This is a genomic window from Bacteroides sp. RCH18 (genome assembly GCF_058231005.1).
The window spans coordinates 3,377,551-3,394,215 of record NZ_JBIPTC010000001.1; the positions used below are offsets into that span (position 1 = coordinate 3,377,551).

General features: G+C 42.9%; 10 protein-coding genes. 5 read left to right on the forward strand and 5 right to left on the reverse strand.

The window, feature by feature from the left end; genetic code table 11:
• Positions 1-33 precede the first annotated feature (33 nt).
• From ACHLI0_RS13240 to ACHLI0_RS13260, 5 genes are all read right to left on the reverse strand, one after another.
• On the reverse strand, positions 34-2,304 hold the full coding sequence (locus ACHLI0_RS13240; protein ID WP_490749354.1) for a BACON domain-containing protein: 2,271 nt from the start codon (positions 2,302-2,304) through the stop codon (positions 34-36).
• 35 nt (positions 2,305-2,339) lie between these two features.
• Positions 2,340-3,992 (reverse strand): arylsulfatase, encoded by a 1,653-nt coding sequence (locus ACHLI0_RS13245; protein ID WP_490749355.1) that lies wholly within the window; start codon positions 3,990-3,992, stop codon positions 2,340-2,342.
• 9 nt (positions 3,993-4,001) lie between these two features.
• Positions 4,002-5,516 carry an arylsulfatase gene (locus ACHLI0_RS13250; protein ID WP_225011800.1) on the reverse strand — a complete coding sequence of 505 codons (1,515 nt, stop codon included), beginning with the start codon at positions 5,514-5,516 and terminating at the stop codon, positions 4,002-4,004.
• Positions 5,517-5,647: 131 nt separating this feature from the next.
• The gene (locus ACHLI0_RS13255; RefSeq protein WP_008767372.1) at positions 5,648-6,637 is read right to left on the reverse strand and encodes a glycoside hydrolase family 43 protein; all 990 of its coding nucleotides are present in this window, start codon (positions 6,635-6,637) and stop codon (positions 5,648-5,650) included.
• Between the two features lie 191 nt (positions 6,638-6,828).
• On the reverse strand, positions 6,829-8,355 hold the full coding sequence (locus ACHLI0_RS13260; protein WP_008767373.1) for a sulfatase-like hydrolase/transferase: 1,527 nt from the start codon (positions 8,353-8,355) through the stop codon (positions 6,829-6,831).
• 385 nt (positions 8,356-8,740) lie between these two features.
• On the opposite strand from ACHLI0_RS13260, the gene ACHLI0_RS13265 reads away from it, so the two are divergent.
• The 5 genes from ACHLI0_RS13265 to ychF all read left to right on the forward strand — a co-directional run bounded on the left by ACHLI0_RS13265 (position 8,741) and on the right by ychF (position 16,652).
• Positions 8,741-9,766: a hypothetical protein gene (locus ACHLI0_RS13265; RefSeq protein WP_008767375.1), complete on the forward strand. Its 1,026-nt coding sequence runs from the start codon at positions 8,741-8,743 to the stop codon at positions 9,764-9,766.
• Positions 9,763-12,144 (forward strand): hypothetical protein, encoded by a 2,382-nt coding sequence (locus ACHLI0_RS13270; protein WP_490749356.1) that lies wholly within the window; start codon positions 9,763-9,765, stop codon positions 12,142-12,144. Before ACHLI0_RS13265 ends, ACHLI0_RS13270 begins: the two co-directional genes overlap by 4 nt.
• 23 nt (positions 12,145-12,167) lie before the next feature.
• On the forward strand, positions 12,168-13,574 hold the full coding sequence (locus ACHLI0_RS13275) for an alpha/beta hydrolase family protein (protein ID WP_490749357.1): 1,407 nt from the start codon (positions 12,168-12,170) through the stop codon (positions 13,572-13,574).
• Positions 13,575-13,699: 125 nt separating this feature from the next.
• On the forward strand, positions 13,700-14,842 hold the full coding sequence (gene araJ, locus ACHLI0_RS13280) for an MFS transporter AraJ (RefSeq protein ID WP_008767378.1): 1,143 nt from the start codon (positions 13,700-13,702) through the stop codon (positions 14,840-14,842).
• Positions 14,843-15,548: 706 nt separating this feature from the next.
• Positions 15,549-16,652, forward strand: a complete 1,104-nt coding sequence (gene ychF, locus ACHLI0_RS13285) for a redox-regulated ATPase YchF (protein ID WP_008767379.1) — start codon at positions 15,549-15,551, stop codon at positions 16,650-16,652.
• The last annotated feature ends 13 nt before the right edge of the window (positions 16,653-16,665 follow it).

Sequence of the window (16,665 nt, forward strand, 5' to 3'; positions counted from 1 at the left end):
ATATTATATTCGTTATTCATTGATTGTTAAACCTTATTTTAATAAGCCCTGTAATGTCGGGTATTCACTTCCCATTTCCCAAACCGTACTGAAATTCCAGTTTGTGAATGAAGATGTGTTCTTCATTTCACTTGCAGACAGGTTCTTATAACTGGAAGAACCACCTGATATGTATGAGTCACTTCCGCTACTCTGTGACTTTCCGTCTTCGTTCAAAGAGAAACAGCTTTTCATTGTTATTTGAGAAATCTTGCCATCAGTACGATGGAACAGTCCGTTTCCGAAAGAAGCCCCGTTCGCAGTTGTCATGTCTCCTACGTTATGACAGTTTTCGATTGTCATGCCACCTCCTGCTGCTATAGTACATGTCGCTACAATTCCTGCGGCATTGCTGTTGCCATTGGTAGCTGTACCTGTGCTCTTTATCGCACCTGTATTGTAGCAATCTCTGACTATAGCATTGGTTCCACCCATACGTGCGATGATACCACTTGCCGAGCCCATCGCAGTGATAGAACCAGTATTGTAAGACTGGGATATTTCAGTATCAATAGTTGCACGACCGACAATTCCTCCTACTTGATTGTTAGCCTGAGTTCCAGAAATTTCTCCTGAATTTGCACAACCAGTCACTTTGATCAGGTCATTTCCTGCTGCTCCCGCTATTGAGCCGACCACACCTCCAACCGGTGATTTGCTGCTGCAAACTACATTCGCTTTATTGGTACAATATGCAACGGCAGGAGCATTGTTAGCATCACGCATTATGATTCCTACAACCCCGCCTACACAACCGGCTGTCCCTTCAATAGCCGCTGTATTAGAGCAATAGGAAACTTCGCCTTTCTCGGTGAGATAACCGACAATTCCTCCGAGATAGATTTCAGCATCCGTAGTTGCAGCCGTACTGATGCTTCCCTCATTACCTGTTGTGTGGCAAGAGATAATTTTACCAGAACAGTTACCGGCAATCGCACCAACTTTGGCTTTGGCCTTGATAACAACATTCTCGATACATACATTACGTACGATACCTTCCGCACCGATAGAAGCGAACAAACCGCAATTAGTATTGGAACTTTTATTCAGCGTCCAGTTCTTTATCTTATATTGTTCGGAAGAACGTCCTGTACCGGTATCGATAATATCTCCCTTAGTTGCTTCGTATACTCCGGTGAAATTACCGTTATAAGTGTTATTGACCAGTTCTGTACTGATAGGTGCCATATCTATGCCTGTAAGGTCAATATCTACAGTCTGTTTGTAGTTCTTATCAAGATACTTGCTGACGTTCCTCAAATGACGGGGCTTCGTGATAATATATTCAGATCCTTTTTCTCCGTCTCCGCTGGTCTCGTCAAACAGATTGTGTGCCTCTATAATTTCACTTCCCATCTGAGCTACAGTTCCTCCGCCAATGTTTGCGTAAGAGAATAACTGAATAGAAACCATTCCTACATATCCTTTCCAGTCAATAACATCCAGATTGTAAGATGCCGTTCCCGAAGGAATATCGATTGTGTTTTCGTTCTGGTCTGCAATGACTTTCAGCTTATAGCCGTCCACACCGGTAATTTCATTCCATGAAAGCAGGAAATCGTTGTGATCATCCAAAGTAATGACAGGAGCTTCCAGTTTGTCAGCCTGAATGACAGGAATACTCAGACTCTTGTCGGCAGCTGTAAAAACCAAACTGGCTTTACGTACCACTTCTGTCGTATTACTCTCGGTAGTGACTTTCAAAGTGGCTGCTCCTTTTCCTGTAACAGGAGTTACTGTACACCATTTAACCGGAGTATGGGTCGGTTCATCCACTACTTCGACATTCCATTCTACCGCATTGGTTTGTAGAGTAATATCCTTTTCACCTCCTCCAATGTTATATTGCAGTTCTTTAGAGTCCGCAGCCAAAGAAGTTTCGCTGGCTTCTTGCTCCACAGTTACTATCTTTATCTCCTGCGATTCATTGATAAGAAAAGTCAGTTCTGCCGTACGAGGTTCATTCCATGGATTCTCAGAATACGAAACAGGCACTTGGGAATATTTGAACCCTTCTGTTTCTGATACGCTGCACCATGCTTGTGAACTACTTAACGTCCATTTATCATCAGATATCACTTTCAATATATAGGTTCCCTCTGGTCCCGGTACTTGTAGAGGGGACTGAGTGAGCTCGTTTAAGGTCAAATAAGTTTCAGCGACCTTTGCATCCGGTTCGGGATATACAATATCTTCTTGTTGACACCCCGCGAAACATACAGCAGTCAGCATGATGACGGCTAGTTTACGATACTTATTTTTCATATGTTATAAATTAAAGATTATAATTCCGATACTTCTTATTTGAGATATTCTTCTACAGGAGTATACCATTTGCCAACCTTGAATTCGATCTCACTTTCTACTCCGATATGATCTGCCATTTTTTGGTAATCATGAATCATTCGGTTCAGTATTTCAGGCTCCCTATCTGCGAGATTCCGCATTTCAGTAGGATCATTCTTCAAGTTGTATAGCCTCCATTTCGGCTCTTTATATTCCTGCACTATTTTCCATTCTCCGTCACGCAGCATTTTGTTGCCTTCGTGTTCCACAATGGTCGGTTTGGTTTGCTTTACCGGTTCTCCCTTTAATAAAGGCAGTAAGGATATACCTTCCATTGGAGGTACTTTATGGCCGCCACGCGAAGAGGGATAAGTAGCGCCTGTAAGTTTCACCAAAGTAGGCATGATATCTACTATATGTCCGTAATTGTCTTTTTGAATAGTGCCGTTCAGACTTTTATCAATTCCATTCGGATAGGAAACAATAAACGGTGTGTTGCAACCTCCTTCATGACCGTGATGTTTGTACAAGAAGAATGGTGCATTAGCAACGTCTGCCCAGGCAGCACCCAGAAAAACTGTACTCCCCGCTGAACCGGGATTCTTTCCAGCAAAGCGTCCTTCTATGCCCGGTTCTCCATTTCCACCATTGTCCGAAAGGAGGATAATCAGGGTATTATCCAGCACACCTTTTTCTTTTAAATGTTCTACCACACGCCCGATACTCCGATCTACTTCCTCAATAACAGCTGCATAAATAGCCATCTGCATGTCATAGCGCTCCTTTTCTTCCTGAGTCAGTGAATCCCATTCCGGAACCTTGGGATTACGAGGTGTTAACTGGTCAGGACGCTCGAATAACCCTAATTCTAATTGCTTTTTGAATCGTGCATTACGCACATCTTCCCATCCCTTCATATATTTTCCCTTATATTTATTGATGGTTTCTACAGGAGCCTGCAAGGGAAAATGTGCAGCATTATGTGCCAGATACCAAAAGAAGGGCTGTTTTTCTTCAATAGCTTCATCAATAAACTTTAATCCAAAATCTGTCCACAAATGAGTAGAATACCAATTTTCAGGTAAACGATCATCATCGAATCCAATTTCTTCATCATTCAAATAAAGATTTCGTTGGTTGGTTCTTTCTTTTTTATTCTTCTTCAATGATTTGTCAGAAGAAAAATAATAGCCGCCAAACGGAGCGTTCAGTGAACGGTCAAATCCTCTGCTTATTGGAGTAACACCTTGAAAATATCCTAAATGCCATTTACCTGTCATGACATTAAAATATCCAGCTGTTTTCAATGCTTCAGGCAAGAAAACATTATTCTCATTTGGATATCCCTGATATGCCGGATAACCCGGAACTTTCCCTAAAGCACCATTCCCAACTTGATGAGGATATAAACCAGTAATCAACGAAGCCCTGGTTGGCGCACTCCGAGCCTGGTTATAAAAATGACGTAGTCTAATACCATTTTCAGCAAGCCGATCTATATTAGGAGTATTTATTTCCGAACCATAACATCCGAAATCGGAATATCCGACATCATCCAATAATATAAGGACAATATTAGGTTTTGATACATTCTGCTGGGACAATACAGGACAAGCACCTATTGACGCACCAAGGGTCAACATAAAAGTATAATCTATTCTTTTCATGGCTATATATTATTTTTTATTATTAGGAAATGGAATTAAAACTTTTGTCTCAGCTGCCCATACGGCCCATTTGTCCGATAACTGTTTAAGGATATCCGGATGAACGGCTGACAAATCACAAGCCTCCACGCGGTCTTTCCCGATATCATATAATTCCCAAACTTTTCCTTCCTGATCCCATACCGCTTTCCAGTTTTTCCAACGGACAGCTCTATTACCCTGATGTTCCCAATACATATATTCATGAATGGAAGAAACTTTTCCTTTTATAGCCGGCATAAGATCAGTGCCCACTAAAGGATGTATCTTATTACCATTGTGAAAGGTAGAAGGATATGTGGCACCAGTTACATTCAGTATGGTCGGCATGATATCCGGAAGATATCCGGGAACGTGGCACCATGTATTTTCAAAACCTTTCAAACGATTTTTCCATGTAATTATCAACGGAGTAGATATTCCCCCTTCGTATGCACGTTGTTTGTACTTTCTGAATGGAGTATTTGAGGTCTGAGCCCAAGCTTTGCCATACGAAGGATGGCCGCTTACCGCCGGATTATTGATATCTTTTTGCTTGCCACCACCAAGTTCATTATGCGGTTCGGCACATGCCCCGTTATCAGACATGAAAAAGATCAAAGTATTATCCAACTTTCCACTCTTTTTCAGGCTCTCAATCAGTTTTCCTATGTTATAATCCATACAATGCACTTGTGCAGCATAAACAGCCATTCTATAAGCTGTATGATCTTTTTCTGCTTCAGAGAGCTCTTCCCACTGACGATTCTCCCATTCAGCAAAACCGATCTCTGAGTCGATTATTCCTAAATCGGCCATACGTTTATGGCGTTCTTTACGAATCTGGTCCCAGCCTTTCGTACGATACAGTTCATAATATTTCTCTATATCTGCTTCTTTAGCTTGTAAAGGCCAATGCGGAGCATTATATGCTAAATATAAGAAAAAGGGAGTATTATCTTTTTGTTCATTTATAAAATTAACGGCATAGTCTGTAAACGCATCGGTAGTATAATAAGGTGCCTCGGGTGCAGGTAACTTTTCGTTGTCTAGGACCAATCCTCTTTCACCTTCTGGCCTCAGATAACTGCAAGCCCCTGCCAATATACCATAAAAACGTTCAAAACCACGCTGCAAAGGCCATTTTTCCATGCCATGCATCCCTAAATGCCATTTGCCCGTCATATAGGTATGGTAACCTGAACTTTTAAGAACTTCGGCAATAGTCACACAATTACGGTTCAAAGCCCCCCTATATTCAGCAACACCCCAGTCTTTCGGATCTTTATCGACATTTTTAAAAGGATCTTCTGACATCCATCCTATCCCAGCTTGATGTTGATACAAACCAGTCATAAGACTTGCCCGGGTTGGGCAGGAACGAGAAGTATTATAAAATTGAGTCAGCCGGATTCCCTGTAACGCCAAACTATCAATATGCGGGGTTTCTATCTCGCTACCATAACATCCGATATCGGAATAACCCATATCATCTGCCAATATCATAACTATGTTCGGACGCTCTTGTCCCGAGAGATTTCCAAACTGTAAAAAGGATAAAGCAACTATGCCTCCTATTCTTTTTCGAGATATAAAATTACCATCCATCATAATACATATTGTTTTATATACTTCTATTATTTCCACATTGGCTTGATAACATTTTCTTTATCAATCGTTATACTATATACGTCATTTTCCTTTTTTAAGATTAACGGAACAATGCGTGTCTTACGCGGCTGCACAATTGAATCTGAATGATGAACATGATATACATAGTAATATCTTCCGTCCAAACCTTTAAACAAATCCCCATGTCCGGAGCCGTTTTCGTGGACGATGCTTCGGTGAATAATAGGATTGTTTGCATGCTTCTTCCACGGACCGTAAGGAGACGTAGACGTAGCATATCCCACAGCATAATCTATATTCTTGAAATGATTGGCAGAATAGAACAAATAATATAAATCATCGAGTTTGACAACAGTAGGACCTTCCATTACTGGTGCCGATTTATAATTAGGCGTTCTTTCCCATGCCTCCGTATTATCGAAACACTTTTTCAGAGTTTCGGGCTTAATACAGCCTTTCTGCAAGTCAAATTCAGCTACCCACAGATAATTTCCTTTGTTGAAACGTACATGATACAAGTAGTACTTTCCATCTGAATCTTTGAATAAAAATGAATCGATATTTTTGGCCGTCTCGTCAATAGGACGTATGGAGTCTTGTCTGAATGGACCATATACAGAGTTGGAGGATGCCAGTGCAGTATGTTCATTAGCCGTATATGTCAGATAATACCTATTTCCTTCCTTAAATAATTGCGGAGCCCAGAATCCTCTTTCACCATAAGCGGAATCTCCCTTGCGTAGTATCAACTGAAGAGTATCTCCATTAGCAGTCTTCCATTCCTTCAAATCTGTAGATTCGAATATAGCAAATCCATTAGGTTCTCTATTGCGCGTACCTGTGAGATAATACTTGCCATTTTCTACAAATATAGTCGGATCTGCAAAGGTAATTTCATTCAATTTATCGTCTGTTTTTTCTTCTTTTGCAGTCTTGCAACATACACAAGCTAAAATGGTGAATGTCGCCAATAAAAATTGGATGAGTGTTTTCATATGATTCTAAAAAGTTAAACGTTATTTATGTATGATTGTGATGCAGCAAAAGTAAAAGAAAAAAGGTGTAGACGATAGAAAATATGTTTTATTATGAGCACACATGTTCAGAAACTATCCTTCTACACCAATTCCTGCAAAACAATCTAATACCTAATCAATCAAATGCTTTCCAGAAGGGGTTATCGGGCTTATTTTAATGGTTCTTCTTCCACCTCACTACGATAAAATCCATCTGTTTGCACAAAAAATTCCTGCTTTAACCGCTCAAGCAGTTCCGGATGTCTGCCAGCTACATTAGATTTCTGTCCCTTGTCTGATTTTACATCAAACAGACTGAATTCATCCAAGTTCCCCAATTCATTTCCGGTCAGGTTTCTTTGCGAACCTTTATAAGGTGGCATCATAATCCAGTCACCACTGCGGTAACCCAGTCTGCCTTGAGCTTCAATAATCAAATTTTCACGAGCTTTCAGTTCTGTTCCCATGAATGCATTTAAATAGTTGCGACTATCCAGTCCATCCGGCAGAGTGGCTCCCACCATGCTTCCTAAAGACGCCAACAAGTCCATCTGGCAGACTAGTGCATCCGATTTTACAGGCTGAATCTTTCCTTTCCAATAAACGAATAAAGGAATATGTGTACCTCCATCGAACAAACTATATTTACCACCACGTAATCCTCCGGCAGGAGCGTGCTTGCCAGCCAGTTCGGGAGCACCATCTTTATATCCATCATTCAAAACCGGACCATTGTCACTTGAAAAAATAATCAGAGTCTTTTCCAGAAGTCCTTCTTTCTTCAAATAAGTTAGTAATTCACCCACACACCAGTCTGCTTCCACAATTGCATCTCCACGAGGTCCCATAGTCGTTTTCCCAACAAAACGTTGATGAGGCGCGCGTGGCACATGAGGTTCATGCAAACCATAATAAAGAAAGAATGAAGAGTCTCTGTGTTCAGTAATAAAGTTCTTTACCTTGTCTACAAAATAATCAGCCATATCTTCGTCTTTCCAACGGGCTTTCTTCCCACCTTTCATATAACCGATACGGGGTATTCCATTTACAATCGAATTATTATGTCCGTGCGCCCATTGCATTTTCAGCATTTCGGGATTGGATATAGCAGTCGGCTCCCCCTCAAAGTTCTGTTCATAACTCACCTCAATAGGATCTGACGGATCACGACCTACCACATCTCCATTTTCTACATAAACAGTCGGAACGCGGTCATTTGTTGCCGCAATCAGACAAGAGTAATCAAAGCCAATCTCTTTTGCTCCCGGCTTGACTGTCTCATTCCAATTGACATTTCCATTTCCCATGCCCAAATGCCATTTTCCGATAGCTCCGGTCACATAACCACACTCTCGCATCATCTTTGGTAAAGTGTATTGGCTCTCGTTGATAATAAGAGGAGCATCACCCGGAAGGATTTTTGCATCTTTATTCTTCCATGGATACATTCCGGTCATTAGGGCATAACGACTGGGGGTAGAAGTAGCCGAAGTAGCATATCCATTTGTGAAACAAACTCCCCCACGGGCAAGACTGTCAATATTCGGTGTATGAATAGTAGTTGAACCATAAGCACTGACATCACCGAACCCCAGATCATCAGCAAGAATGACAATCACATTCGGCTTTTCTTCTACCTGCTGTGAAGTGCAACCTGCTAAAGATAACGCAGGAACAAGATAGATTATTTTTTTCATAATATTATATAGTTTATAATGATGCAAATTTAGTCAGTGCTTATTTATTTAAATAGAACATATGTTTAATAATAGGGAGTAATGTCCATCCATATCTATAAATGCACTATCTTAATATACAAACCTAACTTCACATCACCCCAATTTAACTCCCTTACGCTATTTGAAGTACCCCATATATCAAAGACCAAATTAAAAAATTGGAGGGTGACTGTTTTACAACCACCATCCTTTGCTGGTTATTGTTCTAAGTTAGTAATTTTATTCACTTTTACTTTTGCGTTTCAATTGTAAAAGCATCTTTTTTTCATAACTTTGTCCTCTGTATCCTTATTGTCTTTTTCTGTCGGAATATAACTTAATGATCCGGGATACTTCATAACATATGCAGATTCGACTACTACAACTAGCTGTTTTACTCATTTGCCTGTCCGGATGCATCGATAGACATACGAATACTCCCGCATTTTATGTCTGGAAAAGCAAATTGAGTGCAGAAGACGCGGATACTGCTTATCTGAATACACTCGGAGTCCAAAAGATATATGCCCGTATGTTCGATGTAGACAATAAAGGAAATGGGGCATTCCCTACGGCAGACTATTCGCCTTCTTCCGGCAATCCCGACTTTCAGCAAGAGGTAGTCCCCGTTATATTTATCACCAACCAAACCATCCTGCAATGTCCTGCCGCAGATATAGAAAAGCTTGCCCGCAATTGCGCCGACCGGATAGATACCGTTTACCGTTCGCATTTCAACAAGCTCCCAAATGAATATCAGTTCGACTGCGACTGGACGGTAAAGACAAAAGAAAACTACTTCAACTTCCTGAAACACATCCGGAAACTAAGGAAAGGAGCCCTGGTAAGTTGCACCATCCGCCTTCATCAAATCAAGTTCAAGGACAAAACCGGAATACCTCCTGTGGACAAGGGAACGCTGATGTATTACGCTTCATCGGAACCTACGGACTTCGAAAACAAAAACACCATATTAAACAATAAAGACGCTGCTTCATATATCAAAGACGTCGGCTCCTATCCGCTGCATCTGGACATCGCCCTGCCGCTCTACAGTTGGGGAATAGTGAGAAATCCGTTCGGACAGATTAAACTGATTAACGGAATCCGCCAAGCTACTATCGGCGCACATCCCGAATATTATAAACAAACGAAAGAAGGTGTCTACAACATACTCCAATCGCACTATCTGGGCGGAGTATGGGTGAACAAAGACTACGAACTCAAAGTAGAAGAGGTCAGCCCGGAAACCTTGCTCGAAGCGGCCCAACTCCTACAAAGGAAACTACGAAAAGAGAACAGGGAAATCATCTTCTACCATCTGGACAAAGAGATTCTCAAACAATATTCCACACAACAATTAACTAACATCATAAACGCTTTCTCATGAAATACCTGAAACGTTCTATCCTCACACTCGCCATAGCGGTGATTCCCTTCCACTCCTACGTCAACGGATGCGGAGGCGATTACTACGATTATATGAACTACTATAATCTTTTCGACCAACTTCTTTTAGAGAACAAAGGTCTGCAACCTTTCCTCCTGACTACAGACTACGCATTCTATGGAGAAGACACGAATCCGGACGCCGAACAGCAACCCGACGAGAACCTGAATGCGTGGATGACATTCTTCAAGAAAAACAACACCCTGCAAGGGATGGATGCAGCACAATTCAAAACATTGCTCTATTCCGCTTCTTACCAGTCGTTAAAGCAACCTTCTTCCCCATACGTCATCGCCCTGAACAAGACAGACGCAGGAAAGCAGACCCTCACTTACCTACAATATGCAAAGGAACTGGAACCCTACGCGCAACTATCAGAAAACGATGGCTGGTGGGACATGAAACGTGCCGCCTCCCCTTCGGAAGAGACGTACGCCCACTACAAAAACAAAGGGCTGGAACTCTACCAGCACTGCCCATATCATGAACTAAAATTAAGATACGGCTACCAGCTCGTACGCTTGGCGCACTATATGCGCAACAAGAACAATGAAGCCATCCGAATGTATAACCTATACGTGAAACCTCTCAAACAGGAACATTATATCTACTACGCCGCCCTTGAACAAACAGCCGGCGCCCTCTACAACATAGGCAAACTGGCAAATGCCAACTACCTCTACTCCCGTGTGTTCGACCATTCGGACAACAGAAAGAAAATAGCCTATTCCAGTTTCAGAATCCAAAGCGAAGTAGACTGGAACGAAGCGATGACCTGGTGTAAAGACAATCGGGAGAAAGCGGCCATGTACGCGCTCCGAGGGTATAATACCTTCTCCAACGAACTGGAAGAGGTGGAAAATATTCTCGAAATATATCCCGAATCCCCCTATATCAAGCTGCTCGCCATCCGTTATATCAACAAGATGGAAAGGAATGTGCTGACCCGCTACAATCATTCGAATGCCACAGATGACACAAGCTCATTCATGCAGCCTTCCGGAAAAGTACTTGCAGAGTATGAACGCGGACAGAAGGTTATCAAAGCAGTGATGAATCACCCCAAAGTGAGCGACAAAGACTTTTGGGCTCTCTACCTGGCACACCTGTCGTTCCTCTGCAAAGACTACCAACAAGCAGCCGCACTCATCGACTCCGTCCGAACCACGAAACCCGAATTGCTGAAACAAAAAAGCCGTACACAATTCAGCCTCTATCTGGCACAACTGAAGTTTATCGGTACAGACGAAGAAAAAACGATCCGCCAATACCTGCAGACGAGTAATGCCGATGAAGATTTCATCAACGAAATTGTCGGCCATCTCTATAAGATGCAGAAGGACTACGGCAAAGCATTCCTTACTCACAACCGTATAGAGGACTTGCGCCAGAATCCGGACCCGAATATTATCAATTCACTCATGAGTAATGCTGAGAAAGAAAATGACCAAGCACTGTTAGCCCAGCTTTACGAATTGAAAGGAACATATTTCCTGCACATGAATAAATTTGAAGAAGCTGCGAAATGGTTTGCCAAAGTTCCGCCATCTTACAGTATCACTCACTATGATTACGATTATGAAACAGAGAAATATATTCCTGTAGAAATCCTGCCGAACGAGTTCAACGGCTATTCAAAAATCTCCCCATTGATATTCAGTAATGGATTCAAGAGACTGTTTAGTGTACCTGCCGATTCGCAGCTGACAGATACGATGTACGAACAGTATCCCTACCTGAACCAAGAACACGATAAAGCTACATTGACCGCCGCCCTGATGCAACTGGAAAAAGAAAGCCAGATGATGACGGAAGAAAGCGCACGGGCTGCCTATATGCTGGCCAACTATTATTATAACATATCCCCTACCGGTTACTACAGGAATATTCTCATGTACTTCAAAGATAATTCCTATTATTGGTCTGCGTATGGATCATATGGCTCGGCAGTTTCAAACCGTATTCCCGATTACAGCAAAGAGTACAATTACAGGGACTTCACCCAAGAATACATGACTATCAACAACATGGAGAACGCCCTTGCCCTCTATGAACAGGCTGCCACTTACTTTACCGACCGTGAATGGAAAGCACGCGCACTGTTTATGGCATCCTCCTGTACAATGGACCTTTATGCCCAAAACTGGTGGGATAACTGGAACAACATCCTCGACCCTGATTTTAAACGGTCGGATGAAGAAAAGAAGGTGGACAGCTATTTCTACCAACTGGCAAAATCCTATTCCGACACGCAGTTTTTCAAGCAAGCTGTGCACGAATGCAAGTATTTTGATTATTACGTAAAGAATGAATTCTAATTCTCCCAACCATTATTTATAATATGAGAACAACAACATTTAAAACTAAGATTGCAGCTGTCACTATGTTACTGACAGGACTGACATTATCTTCTTCCTTACTTGCACAAGACATTTCGGGCACTTGGCATGGCAAACTCTCCCTTCCTGCCGGCTCGTTAACCATTGTATTCCATATCAAGCATACGGAACAGGGGACTTATGTGACAACTCTTGACAGCCCCGATCAGGGAACCAAAGATATAAAAACGGAAACAACTTCTTTTCAAGACTCTACACTGACTGTTCAGATACCGATTATCCATGCTTCTTATAAAGGAAAGCTGAATACCGACCAAACCATTACCGGCACATTCACACAAGGAATGCCCCTCCCATTGAATCTGACGAAAGGAGAGTTTAGCGGACCTAAACGCCCGCAGGAGCCTCAGCCACCTTTTCCTTATAAGGTCGAGGAAGTCAGCGTAAAAAATACGCAGGACGGAATCACTCTAGCAGGCACATTAACCCTTCCGGAGAAAGGGAATAAATTTCCGGCTGTAGTATTGGTTACGGGAAGTGGTGCTCAAAACAGAGATGAAGAAATCATGGGTCATAAACCATTTCTTGTTATCGCCGATTATCTGACACGTAACGGAATTGCCGTACTAAGATGCGATGATCGTGGCACAGCCGCTTCGCAAGGAGATTATGCAAGTGCTACCAACGAAGATTTCGCAAAAGATACGGAAGCAGCGCTGAACTATCTACGCAGCAGAAAAGAAATTAATACCCGGAAAATCGGCATTATCGGACATAGCTGCGGTGGAACAATCGCATTTGATATTGCCGCCAAAGACTCCAACATTTCATTTATCATATCATTGGCAGGAGCTGCCGTGCGAGGTGACAGCTTGATGCTTAAACAAGTTGAATTGATTTCCAAGTCCCAAGGGATGCCCGATCCGGTGTGGCAGACAATGAAACCGTCCGTTCGCCACAGATACTCTTTATTACAGCAAACGGACAAGTCGGCGGATGAAATCAGAAAAGAAGTTTACGCTGATGTTACCAGAACCATGTCTGCCGAACAGTTGAAAGACCTGAATACCGTACAACAACTATCTGCCCAAATAAACTCCATGACTTCACCGTGGTATCTCCACTTTATGAGATACGATCCGACTGCAAGTCTGAAAAAAATAAAGTGCCCGGTTTTAGCATTAAACGGAGAAAAAGACATTCAGGTAGATGCCGATATGAATCTGACTGCTATCAGGCAGCACATCAGCGAGAACGGAAACAAGAATGTGACAATCAAAGCCTATCCAAAACTGAACCACCTGTTTCAGACTTGTGAGAAAGGAACTTTAGCCGAATACGGACAATTGGAAGAGACAATAAATCCGGAAGTCCTGAAAGACATGACTGAATGGATAAAAAAGCAATAAATTGATTTAAATCAAAATCATTCCTGACGAACTCATTCTGAGAGATTTTGTTTTACCTTTGCACCCCGTAAAAAATACGCTAAATAAAGAAGGTAAAAAGTAACAGGTATCAGGTTGAGTTTCGTATGAAGAAGAGTCTTATTGCATTGGCATTCGGTACCCTCGGACTGGGTATCGCCGAGTTCGTGATGATGGGTATACTGCCCGATGTAGCCAGAGATTTAAAGATAAGCATCCCTGCTGCCGGACATTTCATTTCCGCCTACGCACTAGGCGTTTGTGTCGGCGCCCCTGTATTGACATTAGCACGTAAATATCCATTAAAACATATATTGCTGGTATTAGTCACGCTGATTATGGTAGGCAATATCTGTGCGGCATTATCACCTAACTACTGGATGCTGCTTATCTCCCGCTTCATCTCCGGACTCCCTCACGGAGCCTATTTCGGGGTCGGTTCTATCGTTGCGGAAAGGCTTGCCGATAAAGGCAAAAGTTCAGAGGCTGTCTCCATCATGATAGCCGGAATGACCATCGCCAACCTGTTCGGCGTACCGCTGGGAACCTCTTTAAGCACCATGCTTTCGTGGCGGGCTACCTTCCTGCTGGTAGGTCTTTGGGGAATCGTCATTCTGTATTACATCTGGCGTTGGGTTCCTCAGGTAGAAGGGTTGAAAGATACCGGTTTCAAAGGACAGTTCCGCTTTCTCAAAACTCCGGCTCCCTGGCTCATTCTGGGTGCTACGGCATTAGGTAATGGCGGCGTATTCTGCTGGTATAGCTATATCAACCCAATGCTCACTCATATCTCCGGTTTCTCTGCCGAAAGTATCACCCCGCTGATGATTCTTGCCGGATTCGGTATGGTCATGGGAAATCTGATCAGCGGGCGGCTCTCCGACCGCTACACTCCCGGAAAGGTAGGAACTGCCGCACAAGCACTGATCTGTCTGATGCTATTGCTTATCTTCTTCCTCTCTCCCTACAAATGGGCGGCTGCGCTATTGATGTGCCTCTGCACCGCAGGACTGTTTGCCGTATCCAGTCCGGAACAGATATTGATAATCCGTGTAGCCAAAGGAGGCGAAATGCTCGGTGCTGCCTGTGTACAGGTAGCGTTCAATCTGGGAAATGCCATCGGAGCTTATGCAGGAGGACTGGCAGTCAGCGGCGGATACCGTTATCCCGCCCTGACGGGTGTTCCGTTCGCACTGATCGGCTTCATCCTATTCCTGATCTTTTATAAGAAGTATCAAGCCAAATACTAAAGTAACTCCTATAAGAACGAATAACGCAATAAACAAAGCAAACAGGGAACTGCCTTTCAGTATGAAAGCATATTGACGTTTCTGCTGACAGATACATTTTCAGAAGAATGCCAGCCAGCTCTCAGAGCAATAAAACAATGTATCAATATGCAGACTATCTGCATATCCTTTCGATTATATTGGAAGATTATGCAAAAGGGTCGCTACTTAACATGCAGAACATTAATACCCAACCTGCAGAACATTAATGTCTGACATATTGGGTAAGGTTACCTGACAAGTCAGACATTAATATCCAACGTGTCAGTCAGCCTTATCCAACGCATCAAGCCTTCATATTTGACAAAATGGACATTACTTTCTAATTATTAGCATTGTAAAGATTCAGATACCGCCCTATTTATGAACGAAATACAGATTTTCATTCGCATATTTTCCCCTACTCCCGCCGTCGGGCAGGAAAAACGGATTCTAAGGAGACTAAAAATTCATTTTGTCAATTTGCTCAAAACCTTTTTCCAGCCAGCACAATTATCAGAAAAAGACAGAAAGTGCACCAAGTTTCCCTCATTAGCTCAAAAAATGATTATCTTTGCAAACTAAAATGAGCAGGCTGGCAATCAAAACTGTTTTTATCGGGAGATTAGCGCCAAGTCGCTGCTCACATGATATGATTCATTGATAATAAAAGAAATAATAGATTAATATGGCATTGCAATGTGGTATTGTCGGACTTCCGAACGTAGGTAAATCGACACTTTTCAACTGTTTGTCAAACGCAAAAGCGCAAGCGGCAAACTTCCCCTTCTGTACAATCGAACCGAATGTAGGCGTAATCACCGTTCCCGACGAACGTCTGAACGCACTGGCAGAACTGGTACATCCCCAACGGATTGTCCCCACGACTGTAGAAATCGTAGACATCGCCGGACTGGTGAAAGGTGCAAGCAAAGGCGAAGGGCTGGGAAACAAATTCCTCGCCAATATCCGCGAAACAGACGCAATCATCCATGTACTCCGCTGCTTCGACGATGACAACGTGACTCATGTAGACGGAAGCGTAAACCCCGTCCGAGACAAAGAGATCATCGACTACGAACTTCAGCTGAAAGACCTGGAAACCATCGAAAGCCGCATCCAGAAAGTACAAAAACAGGCTCAGACCGGTGGCGACAAGGCTGCAAAACAGGCTTATGACGTACTCGTTCAATACAAGGATGCACTGGAACAAGGCAAATCCGCCCGCACCGTCACTTTCGAAACGAAAGACGAACAAAAGATTGCTCACGAACTCTTCCTGTTGACCAGCAAACCCGTGATGTACGTCTGCAACGTAGACGAAGCAAGTGCGGTAAACGGCAACAAATACGTAGACATGGTGCGCGACGCCGTGAAAGATGAAAATGCACAGATACTCATTGTCGCTGCAAAGACCGAAGCAGACATCGCCGAACTGGAAACATACGAAGACCGTCAGATGTTCCTTGCCGAAGTAGGGCTGGAAGAATCGGGCGTTGCACGTCTTATCAAGTCAGCTTATAAACTGCTGAACCTCGAAACTTACTTCACAGCCGGTGTACAGGAAGTGCGTGCATGGACATATGAGAAAGGATGGAAAGCTCCGCAATGCGCAGGGGTTATCCATACTGATTTTGAGAAAGGATTTATCCGTGCGGAAGTAATCAAATACGATGATTATATCCAGTACGGCTCCGAAGCGGCTGTCAAGGAAGCCGGAAAACTCGGTGTGGAAGGAAAGGAATATGTGGTGCAGGACGGCGACATCATGCACTTCCGCTTCAATGTGTGATTATCGGTAATCA